This window comes from Chthoniobacterales bacterium, assembly GCA_039930045.1.
Lineage (GTDB): Bacteria > Verrucomicrobiota > Verrucomicrobiia > Chthoniobacterales > DASVRZ01 > DASVRZ01.
Genome location: JBDSQB010000016.1, coordinates 280,022 through 301,154 on the forward strand (window position 1 = coordinate 280,022; position 21,133 = coordinate 301,154).

The window sequence follows — 21,133 nt, forward strand, 5'->3', positions numbered from 1 at the left end:
CGTGGATGATCCCCAGCGGATTCTGATTCTCAAGCCGTCGTCCCTCGGCGACGTGGTTCACACCTTGCCCGCCGTGGCCGCGATCCGGGCGCATTGGCCGCAAAGTGAAATCGCCTGGCTAATCAACCCCGAATGGGCACCGCTGCTGGAAGGCAATCCTGATGTAACTCGCATCATCGAGTTTCCGCGTCGTCAGTTTCGCGGCTTACGCGGCTGGCTGCGGATTCCTTCCTGGCTCGCCTCGCTGGGAAACTGGACGCCCGATCTGGCGCTGGATTTCCAAGGCTTGCTGCGCACGGCGTTGGTCGCGCGTTTTCTCGGCTCGAAGAAAATCATCGGCCTGTCCGACGCTCGCGAAGGTGCCTCTTTTTTCTATCACGAAACCGTTCGCCTGCCCCGCACTCCGCTGCATGCAGTCGAACGCTACTCCCGTCTCGCCCGCCATTTGAGTGTGAGTGAAATGGAGCCGCCCGTCTTCCATTTGCCCGAGGGAAAACGGCCTGCTGGCGATCTGCCCGAGCGTTTCATTTTGCTCCATCCCTTCTCGCGCGGTGAGGGGAAGTCCATGGAAAGCAGCGATGTCGCCCGGCTCTGTCGCGACTTGCAGCCGCATCATGTCGTCCTCGTCGGCGGCGAGAAAACCGTGGATCACCTGCCGGAAAACGTCACCAATCTCCTCGGTAAAACGACTTTGGGCGAACTCATTTGGCTCATCCGTCGCGCCGATTTTACGGTCAGCGTCGATTCGGGTCCCATGCATATCGCGGCGGCGATCACCTCGCGACTCCTCTCTATTCACACCTGGAGCGACCCGCTGCTGGTCGGTCCTTACAATCGCGAAGCCTGGATTTGGAAAAACGCCGCGATCTGCCGCATGGGCGATTACCAGCCAAGTCCGGTGCAGAAAATGGATGCGCCGAGTCCGTCCGAAATTGCGGAATTTGTGCTGGCCAATCTAGCCTAGCAATTCGCCGTAATGCTCGCGGGCGTGAGCCTCGACCACCTCGAGGATTTCCTGCGCGGTGTCGAAGTTCAGTACGTGATCGGCGAGCCGCTCGCACTCGCTTTGATTGAGCGTCTGCACCGCCCGCTTGATGCGCGGCACCGACGGCACGGAGGCGCTCAATTCATCAATCCCGAGTCCGAGCAAAAGCGGAGTCAGACTCACATCACCCGCCATTTCGCCGCAGACGCCGACCCAGATGCCGGCGGAATGCGCCGCGCGGACGACCATTTTAATCAACCGCAAAACTGCCGGATGCGTCGGCTGGTAGAGGTGTGCGATCTGCTCGTTCACGCGATCGACGGCGACGGTGTATTGGATGAGATCGTTGGTGCCGATGGAGAAGAAACTCACTTCGCGCGCCAGCAAATCGGCACAAAGTGCCGCGCTCGGGACTTCGATCATCACGCCGACGTCGAGTTTTTCACCAAAAGCCTGGCCTTCGCCGCGCAACTCGTTTTTGCATTCGAGTAAGATGGCGTTGGCTTTGCGCAATTCCTCCAAACTCGAGATCATGGGATACATGATCCGCACGTTTCCGACGGCGCTGGCTCGGAGGATGGCGCGCAACTGTGTCTTGAAAACCGGGACGTTTTCCAGACATAGCCGGATGGCGCGGCAGCCGAGAAACGGGTTGGGTTCCTTGCGTTCGTTGCCGACGAATTTATCGCCGCCAATGTCCATCGTGCGGATGATGACCGAGTGCGGCAATGTCGCGCGGGCGACTTTCAGGTAAATCTCGTATTGCTCCTCCTCGGTGGGGTAATCGGTGCGGTTGAGGTAGAGAAATTCGGTGCGATAGAGTCCGATGCCTTCCGCGCCGCTTTCCTGCACGGCGGGCAGGTCGTTGGTCAATTCGATATTGGCAGAAAGGACAATGCGGCGGCCATCGAGCGTGGTGGAAAGCGTCTCGCGCAGTTCGCTGAGGCGTTCCTCGACCTGCTCCTTCTGGACCTCGATCCGGCCATATTTTTCCAGCGTCGCCGCCGTCGGATTGATGAAGACGCAGCCCTGATAGCCGTCGATCAGGATGGTCTGGCCCTCGTGCAGATGGCCCATGAAATTCTCCAAACCGGCCACCGCCGGAATGTCGAGCGACCGTGCCATGATGGCCGTGTGCGATGTCTTGCTGCCGCCCTCGGTGGCGAAGCCGAGGACAAATTCGCGGTTCAGCAGCGCCGTGTCGGACGGAGTTAAATTTTGCGCCGCGATGATGTGCGGGTAATCCACCGAGGACAGCGGACGGCCGGTTTTCCCGAGCAGATTGCGGATCACGCGCCGGGTGACGTCGTGAATGTCGTAGGCGCGTTCGCGCAGATACGGGTCGTCGATTTTGCTGAGGGTGTCGGAGTAACGATTCGCCACGCTCAGGAAAATCGTCTCCACGTTGAGCTTCTTCGCTTCAAGCGTCCGCAGCACTTCGTCGATCAAGGTCCGGTCCTCGACCACGAGCAGATGCGCGTCGAAAATACTCGCGTCCTTGGCCCCGATGGCCACGGCGATCCGCTGCTGCATGTCGATAATCTGGGCTCGGGTGGCGATCAAGGCTGCCTCGAAACGCTGCACCTCGTGCGGGAGATCGGCCTCGGTCAGTTCGATGCAAGGCGGCACTTCATCATCCGAGTGATGAATATAGAGCGTCCCGTGCGCGATGCCTGGGGCGACAGGAATTCCCTCAAAAGTTTTTTCTTGAGAAAAGTCGAGGTCGCTCATGGTCAAACCCCTGATAGCGGTCTGCTTCTGGAAAAGCAATCCTAGAATTCCGCCGTCGAAAAAACGGACTCTGATTCGACTGCAACTCCGCCCTGCGGCCTATTCCTCGTCGAATTTTCGGGAAATTAGGTCCTCGATCTCGCCGATCGCCTTCTCGGCATCCGAGCCATCCGCCGTCACGATCAATTTCGATCCTTGTCCCGCCGCCAGCATCATCAGCCCCATGATGCTTTTGCCATTCACTTGCTCGCCGTCCTTCTCCACCCAAAGCTCGGCTTTGTGGCGATTGGCGATTTTCACAAACATTGCGGCTGGGCGCGCGTGCATCCCGAGCCGGTTTACGATCGTCAGTTCCTTGGTGATCTTCTTCGCGCTGGTGTCTGTTGGCTTTCTACTGAGGAGTCCCATTACTGATTAGTCCTATTTTCCATCAAACTTAGCAACCGCTTATTGAACTCCATCGCGCTATTTTGGCCCAAACCCTTCAGTTTTTGGTCCAGAGCCGCCACTTCGATCAACCGCGCCAGGTCGCGACCCATTTTCACCGGGATCAGAATGTGCGGCACGTGAATCCCCAGAATCTCGTAATATTGCTGGTCCAGCCCGATCCGGTCCACCTCCTCCAGCTCGTCCCAATCTTGCAGCGTGACCACCAGATCGAGCCGTTTCTCCAGTCGGATGCTCCCGATGCCGAAGATCGAGGAAACATTGATCACCCCGATTCCTCGCACCTCCATGTGGTAACGCGTCAAATCCGGCGCTGTGCCCACCAAATCGCGACCCTCCAAGGCCCGAAACCGCGTCACATCGTCCGCCACCAGGCTGTAGCCGCGCTCAATAAGGCCCAGTACGCACTCGCTTTTGCCCACCCCGCTTGCCCCGCGCACCAGCGTGCCCACGCCCATGATATCGACCATGCTCCCGTGCACCGAAGTCGTCGGGGCGAAATCCATTTCCAAGGCAATCGTCGCCGCATTCGTGAACCGCATCGTCACCATCGGCGTCAAAAACACCGCCACTTGTTGCTTCACCGCTTCCTCCAGCAACGGCTTCGGAATCACGGCGCCCCGCGAGAAGACCAGGCACGGGATGTTCCGCGCGCAGACTTTCTGAAATCGCTCGCGCATCACCGCCGGGCCGAGCGTTTTCAGGTAAGTCAGTTCCGCACTGCCGATCACTTGGATGCGTTTCTCGGCGAAATAACTGAAGAAACCCGAGAGCGCGAGTCCGGGTCGATTGATCGTCGGTTCGCGAATCTCCCGGTCGAACCCGACGGCGGGCCCGACCAGCTTTAACCCGAGAATCTCGGCATGGCGGGCATAAAACTCCGCAATGGTCATCACGGGTTTTTTGACGGGAGATTTCTTGCGGGGAGGAGCCATGTGCAGAGCACGATAACCAGCCTGCGCCGTTCTTTCACGCCTAAATTGCCAGCTAAAGCACGCGCAGGATTTTTGTCTTCGGCTGCAATGTGCTGTCGCCCTGACGGCGGTCCTTTAATTGCAATCCGAGCGGCGAATCCGGCGAGAGCACGGTGATCGTTTGCCCACGCACGCTCACTTCCAATCCACCGGCGGCGGGCGCGAGAAAGAACCAGAGTGTCTCGGTGGGAAAGGCGAGTTCGATCAAAGCGCCGAGGCTGATCGGCGTCGTCTCGGTGAAATCCACCACCGGAATCACGGCGATGGCGTCGAAGGCCTGGCGCGCCACCAGCGCGTGCTTCGCCATGCCGTCGGCGAGATAATTTTCCTCGGTCGAGCGCGTGTCGTATTTCCCCTCGGCCTTGGTCTGCGCGTCGTTGCCGGAGGTGCGGGCCTGCTTCGAGGTGGTCACATACGTCTCAAACTCCGCCCGCAACGCGGCGAGGATGGCTTCGACGACCTCTGATTTTTGGAACACTCGAACCATTCTAGGAATGTTTGCCGGCTTGGCGATGTGCAATTGCTTTGCGCCCGGCCCGGATGCGCTAAACTACCGGCCATGTTTCCTTTCCTCACGCAGCTTTTTCTCTATGGCTTTTGCATCGACGCGGTGCTGTCGTTTTGGGCGGAGTTGTATCACATTCAGAGCGGCTCTTTTTCGGAAATACGGATGCTGATCGCCTTTTCCGCGCTGATGCAGGGAACGATTCTTTACGTCTGCATGGCGTTCACGCGGCGGCTGTCGTTCCGTCTCGTCGGCTGGCCCGCGCTCTTCCTTTTGTGGGCGAATCTCACCGGCTGCTTTCCGCTGCCGATGTTTTACCTGAAGCAGCCCGGCCTCTGGATGGCCAGCGTGCAAATGCTGATGGCTTTCAGCCTGATCGGAGTCGCATGGCACTCGCAGGCAGTGGCGGGTGGCCCTGGTTTTCTCGATCCGGCGATGGGCCGCGAGGGATTCACCTGGCGGCGCTTCCTCCGCTTTGCCGGGGCGAATTTTTTCCTCCTGCCGTTGCTGGCGATCACGGCCCTTCTCGGAAACGCGGTCGAGAGCATCGAAAAAGCGACCGCCGGTTACGTGCGGCTGCGCCCGAGCGGGTTGTATATCACGCAATCGAGCTTCACCAAGGATCGCCATACTGTGGCCCTGGACGGCATGGTGCACGTGGCCGACGCGGACTTTTATCAGACGATCAAATGGGGAATCGACGGCGTGAAAACGCTCGTGCTTTTGGAGGGCGTGTCGGATGAAAATCACCTGCTCTCCGGCGGCTTGGGAATGGAAAAGCTGGCGAAATATTTCGGACTCAACTCCCAAATGGAGCGTGGTGAATATCGCCAGACGCTCGACAAAATGACCGCCAAAGAGGACGCAGGAGAAGTCGCGGAAGATGGCTCGGTGGAGATCGACCAGGAAGTGGATGTGCGACGCGCCGATGTGGATGTGAAGACGTTTCGCCCGCAGACGATCAACTATTTGAAGTCCGTCGCGCTGCTCTACCAATCGACTCAAACTGGAAAAATGGAGAGTTTTCTCAAAGTCATGGAGGACAAAAAAGACGTGCTGCAAAACGACCGCGTCGTCCGCGGTGCGATGGAAGATATTCTCATCAACCGCAATACGCACCTCATCCGGCAAATCGAAAAAGGCTTGGAAACGCACAATCGGATCGTGGTCCCGTGGGGCGCGATGCATCTCGCTGGCATCGAGCAATATCTGCGCTCGAAAGGCTTCAGCGAAGTCAGTCGCGAAGAAAAACCTGCGGTGCTTTTCTGGAAATCGCGCCCGTAAAAGAGGCGTTTCTCGTTTCATCCGACTTGCAATCTAATCGGTTAACTGTTGTTCCATCTGGTGAAATAGCGATTTCCCTGCATAGTAGTAGCCCCGTTTTGAATCAGACGTCTTTTTCACCTGCCGCCGCCCAAGATATGATGAGCAGCACTCCAGCAGAGCAGAGTTTTGGAGTGACGCCACGGGTGGTCAAAGCAGCTTTTTTCGGTGACACCGGGCCCGTTGGGGAAACGCTGGAGCAGGTGTATGGCGTCAGCCGTTTTGAAAAACTGGGCCAGCTCACGCAGTTATATCCGACGATTGTCACCTCGGAAAACCTGCAGGCCTGTCTGCCCGAACTTCAGGGTATGGAGGTGATTTTCTCGACGTGGGGGATGCTGGCCCTGACTGAAGAGCAGCTCGACCAACTGCCCGCGCTGAAGGCTGTTTTTTATGCGGCAGGCACGATAAAATACTTTGGCCTGCCCCTGCTGAAGCGCGGAATTATTGTCTGTAGCAGCGCATCCGCCAACGCAGTGCCAGTGGCCGAATTCACCCTTGCCCAGATACTTCTCGCCAACAAAGGCTACCACCGCAACATCCGCGAATATCGAGCCACATCCGATTACGCGCAGGCGTTTATTGGACCGGGAAATCACGGTGTCACGGTCGCACTTCTAGGCGCAGGCCAGATCGGGCGGAAACTGATCGAACTTTTGCGGCCTTTCGAGGTGAACATCGTTGTCTTTGATCCCTATCTAACTCCCGAGAACGCCACCCGGCAGGACGTGAAAAAAGTGGATCTCTCCACGGCTTTTTCCAGCGCAAATGTCGTTTCCAATCATCTGGCGGACATTCCCTCCACCTTCGGCATGATCGATGGCGCGCTACTTTCTTCGATGATGGAGAATGCCACGTTCATCAACACCGGCCGCGGCAGAACGGTGAATTCAGACGACCTCATCTCGGTGATGCGCGCGCGGCCCGACTTGACCGCCTTGCTCGATGTGACTGAACCGGAACCGCTGTCTGCGGATGCGGAGTTATGGTCACTGCCGAACGTGGTTATCACGTCGCACATTGCGGGTTCAAAGGGCCGGGAAGTGGAACGCATGGCCGACTTTGCGATTGCAGATTTCGTGCGCTGGACCCGTGGCGAGCCGCTGCATCACGCCGTCAGCCTCGAAGCCATAGAACGGCTGGCCTAAGGTGGGTTAGAGTAGCGTTTCTAGCCGTTGCGGACAGGCGGCTTCGTGATGTAACATCGCTGGTTTGAGTTAGATCCTCTTCAGGAAATAGGGCGGACCAGCTTTGAAAAAGCCTTTCTTCTGCGTGTTGCTGGCGCTCGTTTCTTATTTTGCGTTTAAGCTGATTGCTTGTTACATTTCACAACAAAGGAGTTAACCATGTCATTACTACCCGAAGAAAAATTACTCGTCAGAGATCGCAACGTCATCGCGGTTGTGCTCAGCGCCGTTCCCGGAGCGGGCCAGCTTTACAAGGGGCATTATGCTGCTGGCATCGTGCTGATGCTGGCCATGCCATTTGCCATCGTCGCCGGTGTGCTGCTTAGTCCCGCGACCATGGGAATGGGCCTACTGCTGCCCGTGGCACTCTGGGCATTCGCCGGAGTGGATGCGTATCTGGAGAGCGATTTGCGGAAACACCGCTGGAGCCTAATCTAAGTGGCTGTAGGAGAGTGAGCGGTCAAAATCAACCGCCAATCGCCCCAATCTGTTGCTTAGTGAGCTGCGTTTTTTGCCTGGAAATTGACTAGCTGTAGCCGGGCCGCACGCAGCCTTTGTCCCATGATGCCTGCTACTCTCAACGTCAGCTCGTAACCAAACTCAGGGTGGAGCTTCCCCATGGACCGGAGGAAGGATGCTGACACAGCGATCACTTCCGTCACGTTCACCGCACGAGCGCTAAACCGCCAGCGATAAGGCGGGAACATCCACGACCAGCCGAGGGCGTCTCCGGCGCTTATAGTTTGCACGATAATTGTCTCGCTGCCCACCGTTGTCGTTTCCAAGGCTACGCGGCCTTGATGGACGAGATAAAAGTGAGTCGCCGGTTTGTGTTCTTGGAAAAGTAGTTGGTCGGCTTCGAAACGTATCAACGTTGCCGCCTCGCAAAGCATTGATAAATAGCGTTCATCAAAGCCTTCAAAAAAAGGATGGTTGCAGATTATTTCGTTGAGGATCTGCATGGTAAAATTCTAGGGCGATGTGCGTTTGGGGTAACGACCTGCGACATGGCTGTAATCTCGCCCAATGTCTGCCCTCTGCCTAACCATTATTTATTTAGACCTAAACATTTTCTGGCTTTGATAGAGCTAAACCGGTATCTGCGATATCAGTGCTTCGCAGCAAGATGGGTGTGACGAAGGACAAATGAAGTGGAGTCCTGGCTCCATGACGGCAGTAACTTCATGGGATCCGGAGAGCATCTTAGAACACCATGACATCACTCTTAAAAACACGTCTCATCAGCGCCACACTTTTCCTGCTGCTGTTCATGGCAAGTCCCCTCGCGGGAAACGCGCAAACTAAAGCTGATTTTGACGAACTCAAAACACAACTCCTGACTCTGCAACAGAAGACTGCCCAACTGGAAAAGAGACTCGCGCAAGCGGAATCCAGGCATGTTTCTGCGGCGGCTAGCAAATCAATCATCGAATCCGATCTGCCCATAGTTCAGGCCGATGAAAAAGGTTTTGACATCCGGTCTCGGGACGAAAAATTTTCCGTGCACGTCGGGGGATACATTCAGGCTGACGGACGGTTTTTTAGTCAAGGTGACGATCAGCATAAAAGCATCGACACATTTATGATGCGCCGTGTGCGTCCGATATTGGAAGGAACTGTGGCCAAGGACTTTCACTTTTTCATCATGCCCGATTTCGGTGATGGCAAGGCGGTCCTTCAGGATGCCTTCATTGAATACACGCGCTATGAGGCAGCTCAATTTCGCGTTGGAAAATTCCGCGAGCCGGTTGGTTTGGAGATGTTGCAGTCGGCCAAGGATCTGCTTTTTATGGAGCGCGGATTGCCGACTAACATTGTGCCGATTCGCGATGTGGGCGCCATGTTGAGCGGTCAGTTTATGGGCGGAGTATTGAACTATCAGGTTGGTATCTTCAATGGGGTGCGCGACGGAGCCAGTGGCGACAGCGACAATAATGACGACAAAGACGTGGCCGGGCGACTTTGGGTTCAGCCTTTCAAGCTAACAAAGATCGCGGCGCTGCAAGGGCTCGGCTTTGGCGTTGCGGGCACTTATGGTGAAGAAACCGGATTGCCACCTGAATATAAAACGCCGGCGCAGCAAATCAGTTTTCACTACAACGCCAGCACCGTTGTCGATGGCGACCGTTATCGCATCGTGCCGCAGTTTTATTACTCGTGGGGTCCGCTTGGGTTACTCGGCGAATATGCGCTTTCAAAGTCCCAGGTTCGCAACGGGACCACGGCGGCACCGATCGAGAGCGATGCGTGGCAGCTCGCCGCGACTTACGTTCTAACCGGTGAGAATGCTTCCTTTAAAGGAGTGAAGCCGAAAAAAGATTTTGGAGAAGATGGCTTCGGTGCGTGGGAACTCGCGGCGCGTTATGGCGAGTTGAATGTCGATCAGGATGCGTTCCGACTGGGATTTGCCGATGAGCAGGATTCTGTGCGGTCGGAAAAATCTTTTGAGATTGGACTTAACTGGTATCTAAACCGGAATGTTAAAGCCGTGCTTGATTGGGAACACACCTCATTTGTAGGCGGTGATCTAAAGGGCAATCGTGAAAGCGAAAACGCCCTTCTGACGCGTGTGCAACTAGCGTTCTAACAATCAGCCGCCCGCATTTTGGCTGGCTGTCCAGCGAGCGGCGTAGGAAGTGAGCTCGGGCGCAGTTCTGATGCCGAGTTTGTCTTTGATGTGGACGCGATGCACTTCGACGGTTTTCGCGCTGAGGTGCAGTTTGGCGGCAATCGCGGAAGTGCTTTCGCCGCTGCCGAGGAGTTGGAAAACTTCAAACTCGCGATCGGTGAGTTGTTCTATCGGAGAATGTGGGGCATCGTCGCGCCGGCCCGAAAATATCTGCAATATTTTGGCGGACATTTGTTCGCTCACGGCAATTTCACCTGCGAGCACTTTGCGGATAGCGGCCAAGATACGTTTGCCGCCCTCTTTCTTCATCACATAGCCGCGCCCGCCCGCTCGCAACACGCGCTCCGCGTAAACGCTTTCGTCGTGCATCGAGACGACAAGGGTCGCGATGTGCGGGTGCATCACGGCGATGTCCTTGACGAGTTCCAGCCCACTCTTGCCCGGGAGTGTGATATCTGCGAGGACGACGTCCGGTTGTGACGTTGCAATTAAATCGAGCGCTTGAGCCGCAGATTCCGCCTCACCGCAAACTTCGAGGTCCGGTTGATTGCCAATTAAATTCCCCAGCCCTTCGCGCATCATCGGGTGGTCATCGACCACCAGGATGCGCTTTTTGGGAATGGTTATTGGTTCGAGAGACATGGTCAAATCCCGGTTAAAGGAGCCTGACGAAAGGCGCACGTGACCACGGTTCCCTGGGTGCCAGCGGCTTTCACGTCGAGGGTTCCTCCGATCACCCCGGCACGATATTTCATGATCCTCAGCCCCATTCCTTCGTTGGTTTTTTGCGGTGGTGAAAAGCCTGCGCCGTTGTCGGTGATTGAGAGAATGATTTGTCCGTCATCTTCCTTGAGCGAAATGGTGATCTCAGTTGCCTTGCCGTGTTTGATCGCATTGTTAATCGCTTCCTGCGCGATTCGGTAAAGGTGCGTTGCGGCTGCAGATTCGGCGATGTTAACTGGCTGCTCACTTACGAACCAGCAGCGCACATGAAAAAGTCGTTCCGTATTTGCGGCCAGTTCGCCAAGTGCCGCCATCAATCCGGTTGCTTCTGTTTCCAGGGGCGAGAGCCCGCGCGCCACCATGCGCGTCTGCTCGATGGCGCGTTGCACGTGTTCCGCAATCCGTGCGGCCTGGACTGACTCCGGGTTCGATGTGGCGGCAAGTTTTTCCTGAAGCAGTTCGCTCATCAATTCAATCCCCGCGAGGCTTTGGCAAAGATCATCGTGCAAATCCTGCCCGATTCGTTGCTGTTCACGATCGCTGATTTCGAGGATGTCTTTTTCCATCCGTTTGCGCTCAGTAATATCTCGCACGATGCCGGTAAACAGCTTCCCATTCGCCAGCCTCCCTTCGCCCACCGAGAGATCCATCGGAAACACAGAGCCGTCCTTGCGCTGACCGACCACTTCGCGGCCGATACCGATGATTTTCGCTTTGCCGGTGTGCTCGTAATTCTTGAGGTAACCGTCATGTCCCTCCCGGTACGGCGAGGGCATCAGGGTGCTCACGTTTTTTCCAATCATTTCCTCCGCACTCCAGCCGAACAGCTTCTCGGCGGCGGGGTTCATCGATTGCACGACGCCACGCTCGTCGATGGTGATGATTCCCTCGACGGCCGTGTTCACAATCCCGCGAATCCGCTCCTCGCTGTCACCCAGTGCCGCTGCAGCGAGTTGGCGCTCGGCTTTCATTTTGGCGGTTTCTTCCACGCGCGCAGATTACGCGACGTTGCGAGCCCGGGCAACCTCACGCTGCCACGGCAATCTCCCCACGATATTCCGTGGGCGATTCTCCGGTGATATTTTTGAACACGCGATTGAAATGCGTGAGCGACTGGAAGCCCACCTCGAACGCGATTTCGCTCACCCGCAAATTGGGATTTAACAAAAGGTTCTTCGCCTTTTCGATCCGGACTCGCGACACGTAATGGGTGAAATTGAGCCCGGTAGCTTTCTTGAACATCTTGCAAAAATAAAACGTGCTGGTGTTCACTGCCTTGGCGACCTGACCTAGCGAAAGGGCGTCGCCCTGATGACTGCTGATGTAGTTCTTTGCACTTGTGATCATCGGCGGCTCGGTGTTCTGCTGTTGCACTAGGAGTTGATTGCTCACCGTTGCGAGATGTTGTGCGAAAATACCGAGCAAAGCGACGACCGCGCCATATTGCTTGGCCCCGACCACGCGGGTCGCAAAATAGGCCTGGCGCAGATCGGGTTGGGTGGAATCCACTCCCCATTTTTCCAACTGTTTCGCCGTGCGGTTGAATTGTCCGATAGTCGGTTTCTTCTGGAAAATCTGCCCGGTTTGTAAGAACCCAATCACCTGATCGCCCGAACGAACCGGGATCGCCGTGTCGCTCATTCCTGAAAAACAGGTGACGGTCTGGGCTTCTTCCTGAGCCGACTGCGAAAGTTGTTCCTGAGTCCGCAGACAGGCGGCACAGGAGCCATTCCGCTTCGCCATGATTGCGCAAAATGCGTTTTCGTTTTTCCTCGTCCGATGAGGAAGCTGCCACGACTCGACCGGTCGCAAAGTTACCGGAAGTCCAGTGGCATCGGTAAAAGCGTGCTCGTAGTCCTGGTAAATTTTTGAATGTGACAGCGTCTCGATGAGGTCTTTGTTGGCAAACATGGTTTTACTCCGGTTAAACGCCTAGGCAATCGCAGTGCCGTTGTAGACTGGCTTTGCTAATCTTGCTGGGCATAAAAGCAATTTATGCGAAACGGCGCGTGCAACAATTGGGCGATGTCCCCTTTGCGAGTTGTGGTCTATTCACGATGAGGCATAAGGAAATTCCTTATACGAACGAGTCACGGTCGGATCAGAAAACTTCGGCCTGAATCCCGGTCTCCTCCCGCACGCGGCGTGCGATGGCCGACAAACTTCGCAACGGCAAATGGGCACAGCCGGGACGAAACACCGGTCGGTGCGCAGAATAGATCTGAACGCGGTCGATTTTCGCACCACGATCCACTACCTCACGCAACCGTGCGATATACGCGTCAATTTCACCCACTGTCGGCTCTGCCCCATCAATCAGGGGGAATAAACTTTGGATGACCACCGGGCGTTCTTTTCCAATGGCGACAATGTTTTTGAGCACTTGCGCCAGCGTAACATTCGGTTTGTTCACGCGATCCATGTAAGCCTGTGTGCCTGCTTCGAGCTTGGCCCAGATTTCGTCGTGTGAATTCAGGAACGTCATGCCCGCCCGCACCTCGGGATACTGCAGACCCGTGCAATTCGTTATCAGGACGATCTTAAAAGCCGGAAATCGTCCTTTCGAGCGAAAGTGCGTCACGGCCTCGATGACTTCGCAAAAATTGGGGCAGAGTGTCGGCTCGCCATCGCCGCTGAGCGCGACTTCCTTGAGTTGCAGCAGTTCCGGTGGAATTCGCCGGTAGGCGGGCAAAGCACGCAGACCGTCGTCACGTACTAGTGTCAGTGTCTGCTCCAGCTCGCGACTCATCTGAGCGATATCCACAACACGGTCGCCCCCGTGTTCGCGACGATCGACTTCGCAATAGACGCAGTCGAAATTACACCGCTTGTCGGGATTCATATTCACCCCGATGGACAAACCGCCTGCGCATTCGGAGATGACGCAATAGACAAAGCGGTTGCCGAGGAAATTGCGAGCCGGGGTCGGTGCCAATGTGCTGGAGGGGTGCGTCATCATTTCCCATTGCTAACATCGGGTGTTTTAATTTCTTTGCTCCGCGCCGGTTGGCATTTTCTTTGGAAATCTTGGCCGTTTGCGACGGGCAACCACTTCCTCAGTGGATTCGTCCCATTTTTTGAGGTCGCCGAATTGGCGATCCACCATGTTGGAGAGAGCGTCAATCCATGCCGGATGAGTGTTCAGACAGGGGATGAGTGTCAGCTCTTCACCACCAGCCTCCTGAAAAATTTCGCGTCCACGCACGGCAATTTCCTCCAGTGTTTCCAGACAATCGGCGACAAAGGCCGGACACATCACGAGCAGCTTTTTCACCCCGGACGCACCCAGCCGCGTCAGCTCGTGATCGGTGAAAGGTTGCATCCACGGCTGGCGGCCGAGACGCGATTGATAGGAGACGGAATATTTAGACTCTGGCAGATGCGCCGCGCTGGCGAACGCACGCACGGTAGCCAGACATTGCGCCCGATAACAAGTGCGGTGGGCTAAACTCGGCGTCTCGCAGCAGCTTTTCGTCGCCAGACAATGACAGCCCGTGGGATCAGATTTGCGAAGCTGTCGTTCCGGCAGGCCGTGAAAGGTTAGAAGCAGGTGATCATAGTCTTCATGCAAATACTTCGATGCGCTGGCCACCAAGGCATTGATGTAATCCGGTTCCGCATAAAACGGTGGCTGGATGGTGAGGTGCATTTTTGGATTGCCCCGCCCGGCAATTTTCCGCACGTGTTCGACAGCGGACTCATAGCTGGCCATCGCGTATTGCGGAAACATGGGAATGACATGTAGATCGTCAACGCCGTGGGCCCGCAGCGAGAGGATCGCGCCTTCTATCGATGGCGACTGATAACGCATGCCGAGCGCCACCGGTATTCCCAGCAGTTCTTGCAGTTCATGCTGCACGTTACGACTGGTGACCACGAGAGGCGATCCTTCCGGCGTCCAGATGGAACGATAAGCCCTGGCCGAATGTCGCGGGCGAAAGGGTAAAATGCATCCGTAAACGATCAGGAAACGCAACAGCCATGGCACGTCGATAACGCGGCTATCCATGAGAAATTCGCGCAGATAGCAGCGCACATCGCGCACGGATGTCGAATCGGGTGAACCTAGATTAACGAGGAGAACGCCTTTCATAATAGAGATGGAACTTGGGTTTCTGACATAAACATCCCGACGCGCGCTGCGGCACAGTCACCGGACACAATGGAGTTTCCGAGTGAAATACCATCGCGATAACTGCCTGCAAAATAGAGGCCCGGCGCTTCTGCCTCAGCGTGGTCGATCACTTTTCGAAATCGCTCGAAGCCAACGTCATATTGCGGAATGGCATAACGTTGCAACACCTGATGCTCAAAAACCGGCGGACCTTTTACTCCGAGAAGTTCTCGCAAATCCTGCAACGTCGCTTCCCGGCGCGTGTCCGCATCGCGCAACGCGAGACGCGAGTTTCGGCATCCGCCGATAAAATTGGTTAGTAAAACATGCCCTTCAGGTGCCCGTTCCGGAAAAAGGCTGGATGAAAAAGTTGTGCCCAGGATCGATCTCTTTTCGACTTCCGGGATCAACATTCCGAATCCATCCAGAGGGTGCTCCACGTCTTCGCGACGAAAACCCAGCGCCACCACGCAGACCGGCGGATGATGGATTCCGGCCAGCGGAGCGAGTTCCACTATTTCACGGGACCCGCAAACGATTTTCGCTAGTTGGTGAGCGGGTGCTGCCAGCACTACGGCTGAGTGCTCGACCGGCCCGTTCGTGTGATCCGATTCCACTTCCCAACCACTCTGAGTCTGAGTTAGAACCCGAACTGGCGACCGCAAATGGATGGAAGCTCCCAGTCGCTTAGACAATGTATCGGTCAAAACCCGGAGGCCGCCGTCGAAGGAAAAACGCGTCGCTGTTTCAATCGATTTTTCCGTGCGACGCCGGCGCTCGCGCGCACCGCGAATTTTTCCGACGATGAGAGAACCGTAGCGCTGCTCGACCGCATGCAGTTTCGGAAATGCGTGACGCACCGAAAGTCGTTTAGGGTCCCCCGCATAGACGCCCGCGACGAACGGATTGATCGCGTAGTCGAGGAATTCGCGTCCCAGTCGGCGTGTGACGAAATCCGCCAGATTTTCATCGCCGACCGCTCGGGAGAGAAATGGCTCTGCGAGCAACCGCAATTTCGCAGTCGGTGAAAACAAACGGGTCGCCAGCATGTCGAAAGCCGAATGCGGTATGGGCAGTGGTTTGCCATTACGAACAATGTAATTTTTTTGGGCATTCGGCCCGGGATGGGAGCGGCGGGATTCAAGCCCCAGATCGCGGACCAGTGCGCCGATTTGTGGGGACGTTTCCACAATCGTGCCTGGTCCGCATTCGACTAGAAATCCATCCTGCTGAATCGTGTTAATCATTCCGCCGACATGGCTGCCCGCTTCATAAACGGTCACGGCATATCCGCGTTGTTGCAGGCGGAAAGCAGCGGTTAATCCAGTGATTCCTGCTCCGACGATAGCGATTGATTTCATATGGCTTTGGAAAATTGCGCACTCTTCCGTCCGGACGCGTAGGCGTCGAAGCGCACCGCAATGTTGCGGACTAACAGCCGTCCGAGCGGTGTGACTAACAATCCATCGTCACGGAGTTCCAGCAGTCCATCGGCAGCGAGGTCATCCAGCGAAGCGAGTTCTTTCCCAAAGTATTCGCGCACCTCGACGCCTAGCATCCGGCGGAGGTTTGAAAAATCGAGGCGCATGTCGCACATCAGCCGGTTGATGAGTTGACGCCGAAGCAGATCGTCTTCGGTGAGGACATAACCTTTCACCACGGGGAGTGTATTTGCGTCCAACGCCGCATAGTAACCGGGCAGGTCTTTGTGATTCTGCCAGTAAGTGCCATTGGCTTGCGAGATGGCCGACATACCAAACGCATGAATGTCCACTTGTCCGCACGTGCTGTAGCCCTGAAAATTTCGCTGCAGCGTTCCCGTGCGTTGCGCCACGGCCAGCTCATCGTCGGTCCGCGCAAAATGATCCATGCCAATATAAACGTGACCGTGGCTGGTGAGCTTCTCGACGGTCCGCGCGAGGATTTCCATCTTCTCTTCCGGCGTCGGCAGGACTTTGAAAATAGTTTGCGCGGGTTTCATCCACGGGACGTGCGCGTAGTTGAAAACAGCCAGGCGATCGGGCTGCAACGTCAGCACGGCATCGAGCGTGTTTTCAAATGACTGCGGTTTCTGGAACGGCAGTCCGTAGATGAGGTCGATATTGATCGAATCGAATCCGCCTGCGCGCAGCCAGTCCACTGTCGCACTCGTCTGTTCGTAGGGTTGAATGCGATGAATCGCCGCCTGCACCGAGGGATCGAAATCCTGAACTCCCAGCGAGGCCCGCCGGAAGCCCGCATCCCGCAGCGCTGTCACATGGTCGGGAGTCAACTGTCGCGGATCAATCTCCACACTGCCCTCGAAGTTAGCCGCCAGTTTGAAGTGCTTCCGAATAATCCTGCCCAGGGCATGCAATTCCTCCGGCAAAAAGAAAGTGGGAGTGCCGCCGCCGAGATGGATTTGCACAACCTGGCTTTCCGGATGAATACGCCGGGCCACCATTTCTATTTCGCATTCAAGATATTCGAGATACCGAGCGCTTTGAATCTGTTGCGTGGTGATGATGTTAGTGCAGCCGCAGAACCAACAGAGCGCGCGGCAGAACGGCAGATGAAAGTAGAGGGAGAGGGGGCGGGGCTTTTCCTGCTGCCGATCCAGTCTCTCCAGAATCAGGTCTTCGGAGATCGGCTTAAAATGAGTGGCTGGCGGATACGACGTATAGCGAGGGGCCGGGACGTTGTATTTGCGAATGAGATCAAGATCGACGCGCATGGAGTCTATCTAAAATTTCGCACCGTTTCGACCAGGGTCTCGATGCACTCCAGTTTCGCCGTGGGCGGCACGCCGTGGCCGAGATTGAAAATGTGGCCGTTCTGGCCGCGCATTTCATTGAGAATACGTGTGGTTTCTGCCGCCACGATTTTCGGTGTCGTGCGGAGTAATGAAGGATCCAGATTTCCCTGCACCGCGAGATGGGAGGGAAGCAGTTTTCGCACATCAGCCAGCCGCATGATCCAGTCCACGCTGATCACATCCGCGCCGGTGGCTGCCAGCGAATCCCACGCGCCGTGCGTGCCTTTTGAAAATAAAATCACCGGCACCTGATCATGGATTGCCTCGATGATTTCTGCGATCCAGGAACCCGACGCAGCTTCGAAATGGTCCGCGCCGAGCAGGCCGCCAGAGCTGTCGAAAATTTGCACCGCATCGACGCCGGCGTTGATTTGCAGTTGGAGAAAAACAATCACCGCCGAGGTTATTTTTTTCATCAACCCTGCGAATATTTTCGGCTGGGTATGGAACAGGTTCTTGGCCTTGGAAAACTCCCGTGCGCTGCCGCCTTCGAGCATGTAATTGGCGAGCGTCCAAGGCGAACCCGCAAATCCCAGCACTGCGTGGCGTTCGCCGACCGCCGTTTTGATCAGGCTAAGTGCCTGCGCCGCATAGTCCAACCGATCAGCCACGCCCTCTGGGTTGAGCCGGTCAATGTCCGCTGCACAGTGAAGCGCGAAATCCATCTCGATGCCGCCCCCATCGCGAAAGTGATAGGGTTGTCCTAGCGCTTCGGCGACCACGAGAATATCGCTGAATAGAATCGCCGCATCGAAACCAAATCGCCGGATGGGCTGGAGAGTAACCTCGGTGGCGAGCTCCGGTGTGCGGACCATCTGAACGAACGAATATTTTTCCCGCAAGGCCCGATATTCCGGCAAACACCGTCCGGCTTGTCGCATGAGCCAGACCGGTGGATAATCCACGGGCTTGTTTTCACACGCCGCCAAAAAGCGGGAGCGGTGGCTCATGGGGAGCCGTGGATGAGTGATCTTCAGGTTGGGTTCGATCAGTAGCTCAGGCATGGGTTGGTGCTTAACCTTCGAGGCAGTTGCCTGCTGCCACTACGCGTCACTTGGCTGGAACTTTGCGGATATTGCCGACCAATATTGCCGCCGGTCCGGTGCTTGCGCAGGGCTATTTTCCCGTCACCGGCAAACGGTGGTTGCCAAAAGACAAGATGGGGAGAGTGCCTCTGCGTGGACGGGTTATATGAACATGTCAGCAGGGCCACCACGGAACCCGCAACATCACATCATCATGTTATATCCTAAAATCATTCAAGGCGGTATGGGAGTGGGCGTCTCCGGGTGGCAGTTGGCTTCTGCGGTTTCCTCGCTCGGCCATCTGGGCGTCGTCTCCGGGACAGCGATCGAGATTGTCGTGGCACGCCGCCTGCAACTCGGCGATCCGAATGGTGACATGCGCCGGGCATTCAAAAGTTTTCCGATCCCCGAGATTGCTGAACGAGTGCTAACACAATATTTTATCGAAGGTGGCAAACCTGCGGACCATCCGTTCAAGCCGGTGGCTCTTTTTTCGACTCAGCCAACGCGCAGCCTGGCCGAACTAACTGTGGTGGCGAGCTTCGCCGAAGTTTTTCTAGCCAAGGAAGGACACGACGGCGTGGTTGGAATCAACCTGCTGGAAAAAATTCAACTGCCGACGCTGCACGCGATCTTTGGAGCCATGCTGGCGCAAGTGGACTATATCCTGATGGGGGCTGGAATCCCGCGCGCGATCCCCGGAATTCTCGATGAACTCGCCAAAGGCAAATCGGTCAAGATGAAGCTCGATGTGGAAGGCGCGGATGCCGGCAAGGAGTTCTTTTGCACGTTAGATCCCGAGGCATTCTGCGGCAGACCCATGGTGCTGAAACGATCCAGGTTTCTAGCTATTATTTCCTCCGCAACGCTCGCCATCGCGCTGGCTCGGAAATCCACGGGACACGTGGATGGCTTCGTGGTGGAGGGTGCATCAGCCGGAGGGCACAACGCGCCGCCCCGTGGTCCGATGCAACTCAGCGAGAAAGGTGAACCCATTTACAGCGAACGCGATCTTCCCGACTTGGCTAAAATCAAAGCCTTGGGTCTTCCGTTCTGGCTGGCTGGTTCCTATGGGCAACCCGGAAAACTGGCTGAAGCGCTCAGCTTGGGTGCGACCGGAATTCAGGTCGGAACGCCTTTTGCCTTCTGTGATGAATCCGGGATTGATCCCGGTTGGAAGCAGCGGGTGATTGCAAAATGTCGTGCAGCGGAGATTGAAGTCTTCACCGATCCGGTCGCTTCTCCCACGGGGTTTCCGTTCAAGATTGTGCAGATGGATGGCACCGTCTCTGAGCCGGCGATACAGGAGGGTCGAGTGCGTGCTTGTGACCTCGGTTATCTGCGGCACACCTATAAAAAAGAGGATGGCCGTCCAGGATATCGATGCCCTGGAGAGGCCGTGGACAGTTATGTTAGGAAAGGCGGCGACGCAGCGGACACCGTGGGCCGCAAATGCGTTTGCAATGGTCTGCTCGCAACCATTGGCCTGGGTCAAATCCGCCCGGGAGGTCAGGATGAAAAGCCCTTGATAACAGCCGGAGACGATCTCGCACAGATCGTCGATTTTTTGCCTGCTGGCCGCGACACTTACAGTGCCGGGGATGTGATCAATCGTCTTCTTTGAAGACACGCCAAGCCGTTAATAAGAAAGCCCAGATAAAGTTTCCTCTATCTGGGCTAACTAAATGGGCTCAGAGCGCGTCTTAGAAAAGATTGGCGACGAGGGCTTTTTCCTCCTGCAATTCTGCGACGCTGGCGTCGATGCGGCTCCGCGAAAAATCATTGATCGGAACGTTCTGGACGATCTCGTAGTTAGTACCGTTGCTGCGGATGGGGAATGATGAAATCAGTCCCGCTTCAACGCCGTAAGATCCGTCCGAGGCGACCCCCACACTCATCCAGTCACCCGCAGGCGTGGGCGTTGTCAGGGCGCGAACGGTGTCCACCACTCCATTTGCCGCTGAGGCCGCCGAAGAGGAACCACGGGCTTTGATGATCGCCGCTCCGCGCTGTTGCACCGTGGGAATAAAGACTTCCTTCAACCAGGACTCGTCTTTGATAACATCGGTTACCGGCTGGCCGCCTATTTTGGCGTTGTAAAAATCAGGATACTGCGTCGCGGAATGGTTTCCCCAGATCGCCAGGTTTGTCACCGAAGTAACATGCACGCCGGCACGGATGGCGAGCTGGCTTTTGGCGCGATTTTCATCGAGGCGCGTCATGGCGAACCAGCGATCCGCTGAAATTCCCTTCGCGTTGTTTTTCGCAATCAGCGCATTCGTGTTACAGGGATTGCCGACGACCAGTACCCGCACATCGGAAGCGGCATTGCCTTCGATGGCCTTGCCCTGGCTGGTGAAAATCTTCCCATTAATGCCGAGTAGATCCCCGCGTTCCATCCCCGCTTTACGTGGCACGGAGCCGACGAGCAGAGCCCAGTTGACGCCGCGAAATCCTTCGTCCAAATCCGAGGTGGCCACGATCCGGTTGACCAGCGGAAAGGCGCAATCCTGTAATTCCATGACTACGCCTTCGAGAGTTCCGAGAGCGGGTGCGATTTCGATCAGTTGCAGTTCGACCGGTTGGTCGGGACCAAACATGGCACCGGAGGCGATGCGAAACAGGAGGGAGTAACCGATTTGACCGGCAGCTCCCGTGATGGCGAGTTTAATGGGTGTTTTCATAAAAGGAATGAG

General features: G+C 56.2%; 20 protein-coding genes. 6 read left to right on the forward strand and 14 right to left on the reverse strand.

Going from position 1 to position 21,133, the window contains the following annotated elements:
• Nucleotide 1 precedes the first annotated feature (1 nt).
• Nucleotides 2-964 carry a glycosyltransferase family 9 protein gene (locus ABIT76_12760; protein MEO7934019.1) on the forward strand — a complete coding sequence of 321 codons (963 nt, stop codon included), beginning with the start codon at nucleotides 2-4 and terminating at the stop codon, nucleotides 962-964.
• Here ABIT76_12760 and ptsP read toward each other — a convergent pair.
• From ptsP to ABIT76_12780, 4 genes are all read right to left on the reverse strand, one after another.
• Complete coding sequence (gene ptsP / locus ABIT76_12765) at nucleotides 956-2,716, reverse strand: phosphoenolpyruvate--protein phosphotransferase (GenBank protein MEO7934020.1); 1,761 nt, start codon at nucleotides 2,714-2,716, stop codon at nucleotides 956-958. The genes ABIT76_12760 and ptsP overlap by 9 nt on opposite strands.
• A 99-nt stretch (nucleotides 2,717-2,815) precedes the next feature.
• Nucleotides 2,816-3,124: an HPr family phosphocarrier protein gene (locus ABIT76_12770; GenBank protein ID MEO7934021.1), complete on the reverse strand. Its 309-nt coding sequence runs from the start codon at nucleotides 3,122-3,124 to the stop codon at nucleotides 2,816-2,818.
• The gene (gene hprK, locus ABIT76_12775; GenBank protein ID MEO7934022.1) at nucleotides 3,124-4,098 is read right to left on the reverse strand and encodes an HPr(Ser) kinase/phosphatase; all 975 of its coding nucleotides are present in this window, start codon (nucleotides 4,096-4,098) and stop codon (nucleotides 3,124-3,126) included. Before hprK ends, ABIT76_12770 begins: the two co-directional genes overlap by 1 nt.
• Before the next feature lie 52 nt (nucleotides 4,099-4,150).
• Nucleotides 4,151-4,615, reverse strand: coding sequence for a hypothetical protein (locus ABIT76_12780; GenBank protein ID MEO7934023.1), 465 nt, complete (start codon nucleotides 4,613-4,615; stop codon nucleotides 4,151-4,153).
• A gap of 81 nt (nucleotides 4,616-4,696) precedes the next feature.
• Between ABIT76_12780 and ABIT76_12785 the strand changes: the two genes are divergently transcribed.
• From ABIT76_12785 to ABIT76_12795, 3 genes are all read left to right on the forward strand, one after another.
• Complete coding sequence (locus ABIT76_12785) at nucleotides 4,697-5,926, forward strand: hypothetical protein (GenBank protein MEO7934024.1); 1,230 nt, start codon at nucleotides 4,697-4,699, stop codon at nucleotides 5,924-5,926.
• A complete protein-coding gene (locus ABIT76_12790) occupies nucleotides 5,815-7,113 on the forward strand; it encodes a hydroxyacid dehydrogenase (protein ID MEO7934025.1) in 1,299 nt (432 codons plus the stop codon). Before ABIT76_12785 ends, ABIT76_12790 begins: the two co-directional genes overlap by 112 nt.
• Before the next feature lie 198 nt (nucleotides 7,114-7,311).
• A complete protein-coding gene (locus ABIT76_12795) occupies nucleotides 7,312-7,590 on the forward strand; it encodes a hypothetical protein (GenBank protein MEO7934026.1) in 279 nt (92 codons plus the stop codon).
• A 56-nt stretch (nucleotides 7,591-7,646) separates the two neighbouring features.
• Here the strand turns inward: ABIT76_12795 and ABIT76_12800 are convergent, their stop codons facing one another.
• On the reverse strand, nucleotides 7,647-8,114 hold the full coding sequence (locus ABIT76_12800) for a cyclic nucleotide-binding domain-containing protein (GenBank protein ID MEO7934027.1): 468 nt from the start codon (nucleotides 8,112-8,114) through the stop codon (nucleotides 7,647-7,649).
• Between the two features lie 251 nt (nucleotides 8,115-8,365).
• Here ABIT76_12800 and ABIT76_12805 point away from each other — a divergent pair, with 251 nt between their 5' ends.
• Nucleotides 8,366-9,739, forward strand: coding sequence for a porin (locus ABIT76_12805; protein ID MEO7934028.1), 1,374 nt, complete (start codon nucleotides 8,366-8,368; stop codon nucleotides 9,737-9,739).
• 3 nt (nucleotides 9,740-9,742) lie between these two features.
• Here ABIT76_12805 and ABIT76_12810 read toward each other — a convergent pair whose 3' ends face one another.
• The 8 genes from ABIT76_12810 to hemE form a co-directional block, all read right to left on the reverse strand.
• Entirely contained in the window at nucleotides 9,743-10,423 is a 681-nt protein-coding gene (locus tag ABIT76_12810) for a response regulator transcription factor (GenBank protein ID MEO7934029.1), read from the reverse strand.
• A 2-nt stretch (nucleotides 10,424-10,425) separates the two neighbouring features.
• Nucleotides 10,426-11,493 carry a PAS domain S-box protein gene (locus ABIT76_12815; GenBank protein MEO7934030.1) on the reverse strand — a complete coding sequence of 356 codons (1,068 nt, stop codon included), beginning with the start codon at nucleotides 11,491-11,493 and terminating at the stop codon, nucleotides 10,426-10,428.
• A 37-nt stretch (nucleotides 11,494-11,530) separates the two neighbouring features.
• Complete coding sequence (locus ABIT76_12820) at nucleotides 11,531-12,415, reverse strand: helix-turn-helix domain-containing protein (protein ID MEO7934031.1); 885 nt, start codon at nucleotides 12,413-12,415, stop codon at nucleotides 11,531-11,533.
• A 190-nt stretch (nucleotides 12,416-12,605) separates the two neighbouring features.
• Nucleotides 12,606-13,463 (reverse strand): radical SAM protein, encoded by an 858-nt coding sequence (locus ABIT76_12825; GenBank protein MEO7934032.1) that lies wholly within the window; start codon nucleotides 13,461-13,463, stop codon nucleotides 12,606-12,608.
• A gap of 24 nt (nucleotides 13,464-13,487) precedes the next feature.
• The gene (locus tag ABIT76_12830; GenBank protein ID MEO7934033.1) at nucleotides 13,488-14,597 is read right to left on the reverse strand and encodes a ferrochelatase; all 1,110 of its coding nucleotides are present in this window, start codon (nucleotides 14,595-14,597) and stop codon (nucleotides 13,488-13,490) included.
• Nucleotides 14,594-15,979 (reverse strand): protoporphyrinogen oxidase, encoded by a 1,386-nt coding sequence (hemG, locus tag ABIT76_12835; GenBank protein ID MEO7934034.1) that lies wholly within the window; start codon nucleotides 15,977-15,979, stop codon nucleotides 14,594-14,596. The genes ABIT76_12830 and hemG overlap by 4 nt, the downstream gene beginning before the upstream one ends.
• A complete protein-coding gene (gene hemN / locus ABIT76_12840) occupies nucleotides 15,976-17,331 on the reverse strand; it encodes an oxygen-independent coproporphyrinogen III oxidase (protein ID MEO7934035.1) in 1,356 nt (451 codons plus the stop codon). Before hemN ends, hemG begins: the two co-directional genes overlap by 4 nt.
• 5 nt (nucleotides 17,332-17,336) lie before the next feature.
• Nucleotides 17,337-18,416: a uroporphyrinogen decarboxylase gene (hemE, locus tag ABIT76_12845; GenBank protein ID MEO7934036.1), complete on the reverse strand. Its 1,080-nt coding sequence runs from the start codon at nucleotides 18,414-18,416 to the stop codon at nucleotides 17,337-17,339.
• Here hemE and ABIT76_12850 point away from each other — a divergent pair.
• Nucleotides 18,391-20,061, forward strand: coding sequence for a nitronate monooxygenase (locus ABIT76_12850; protein ID MEO7934037.1), 1,671 nt, complete (start codon nucleotides 18,391-18,393; stop codon nucleotides 20,059-20,061). The two genes, hemE and ABIT76_12850, sit on opposite strands and share 26 nt — an antisense overlap.
• 79 nt (nucleotides 20,062-20,140) lie before the next feature.
• Here ABIT76_12850 and ABIT76_12855 read toward each other — a convergent pair whose 3' ends face one another.
• The gene (locus ABIT76_12855; protein MEO7934038.1) at nucleotides 20,141-21,121 is read right to left on the reverse strand and encodes a malate dehydrogenase; all 981 of its coding nucleotides are present in this window, start codon (nucleotides 21,119-21,121) and stop codon (nucleotides 20,141-20,143) included.
• Between the last annotated feature and the right edge of the window lie 12 nt (nucleotides 21,122-21,133).

Bases quoted from the DNA above. Each gene is read 5' to 3' on its own strand.
- ptsP (MEO7934020.1), bottom strand. From the start codon at position 2,716: ATGAGCGACCTCGACTTTTCTCAAGAAAAAACTTTTGAGGGAATTCCT.
- ABIT76_12770 (MEO7934021.1), bottom strand. From the start codon at position 3,124: ATGGGACTCCTCAGTAGAAAGCCAACAGACACCAGCGCGAAGAAGATC.
- hprK (MEO7934022.1), bottom strand. From the start codon at position 4,098: ATGGCTCCTCCCCGCAAGAAATCTCCCGTCAAAAAACCCGTGATGACC.
- ABIT76_12785 (MEO7934024.1), top strand. From the start codon at position 4,697: ATGTTTCCTTTCCTCACGCAGCTTTTTCTCTATGGCTTTTGCATCGAC.
- ABIT76_12795 (MEO7934026.1), top strand. From the start codon at position 7,312: ATGTCATTACTACCCGAAGAAAAATTACTCGTCAGAGATCGCAACGTC.
- ABIT76_12800 (MEO7934027.1), bottom strand. From the start codon at position 8,114: ATGCAGATCCTCAACGAAATAATCTGCAACCATCCTTTTTTTGAAGGC.
- ABIT76_12805 (MEO7934028.1), top strand. From the start codon at position 8,366: ATGACATCACTCTTAAAAACACGTCTCATCAGCGCCACACTTTTCCTG.
- ABIT76_12810 (MEO7934029.1), bottom strand. From the start codon at position 10,423: ATGTCTCTCGAACCAATAACCATTCCCAAAAAGCGCATCCTGGTGGTC.
- ABIT76_12820 (MEO7934031.1), bottom strand. From the start codon at position 12,415: ATGTTTGCCAACAAAGACCTCATCGAGACGCTGTCACATTCAAAAATT.
- ABIT76_12825 (MEO7934032.1), bottom strand. From the start codon at position 13,463: ATGATGACGCACCCCTCCAGCACATTGGCACCGACCCCGGCTCGCAAT.
- ABIT76_12830 (MEO7934033.1), bottom strand. From the start codon at position 14,597: ATGAAAGGCGTTCTCCTCGTTAATCTAGGTTCACCCGATTCGACATCC.
- hemG (MEO7934034.1), bottom strand. From the start codon at position 15,979: ATGAAATCAATCGCTATCGTCGGAGCAGGAATCACTGGATTAACCGCT.
- hemN (MEO7934035.1), bottom strand. From the start codon at position 17,331: ATGCGCGTCGATCTTGATCTCATTCGCAAATACAACGTCCCGGCCCCT.
- hemE (MEO7934036.1), bottom strand. From the start codon at position 18,416: ATGCCTGAGCTACTGATCGAACCCAACCTGAAGATCACTCATCCACGG.
- ABIT76_12855 (MEO7934038.1), bottom strand. From the start codon at position 21,121: ATGAAAACACCCATTAAACTCGCCATCACGGGAGCTGCCGGTCAAATC.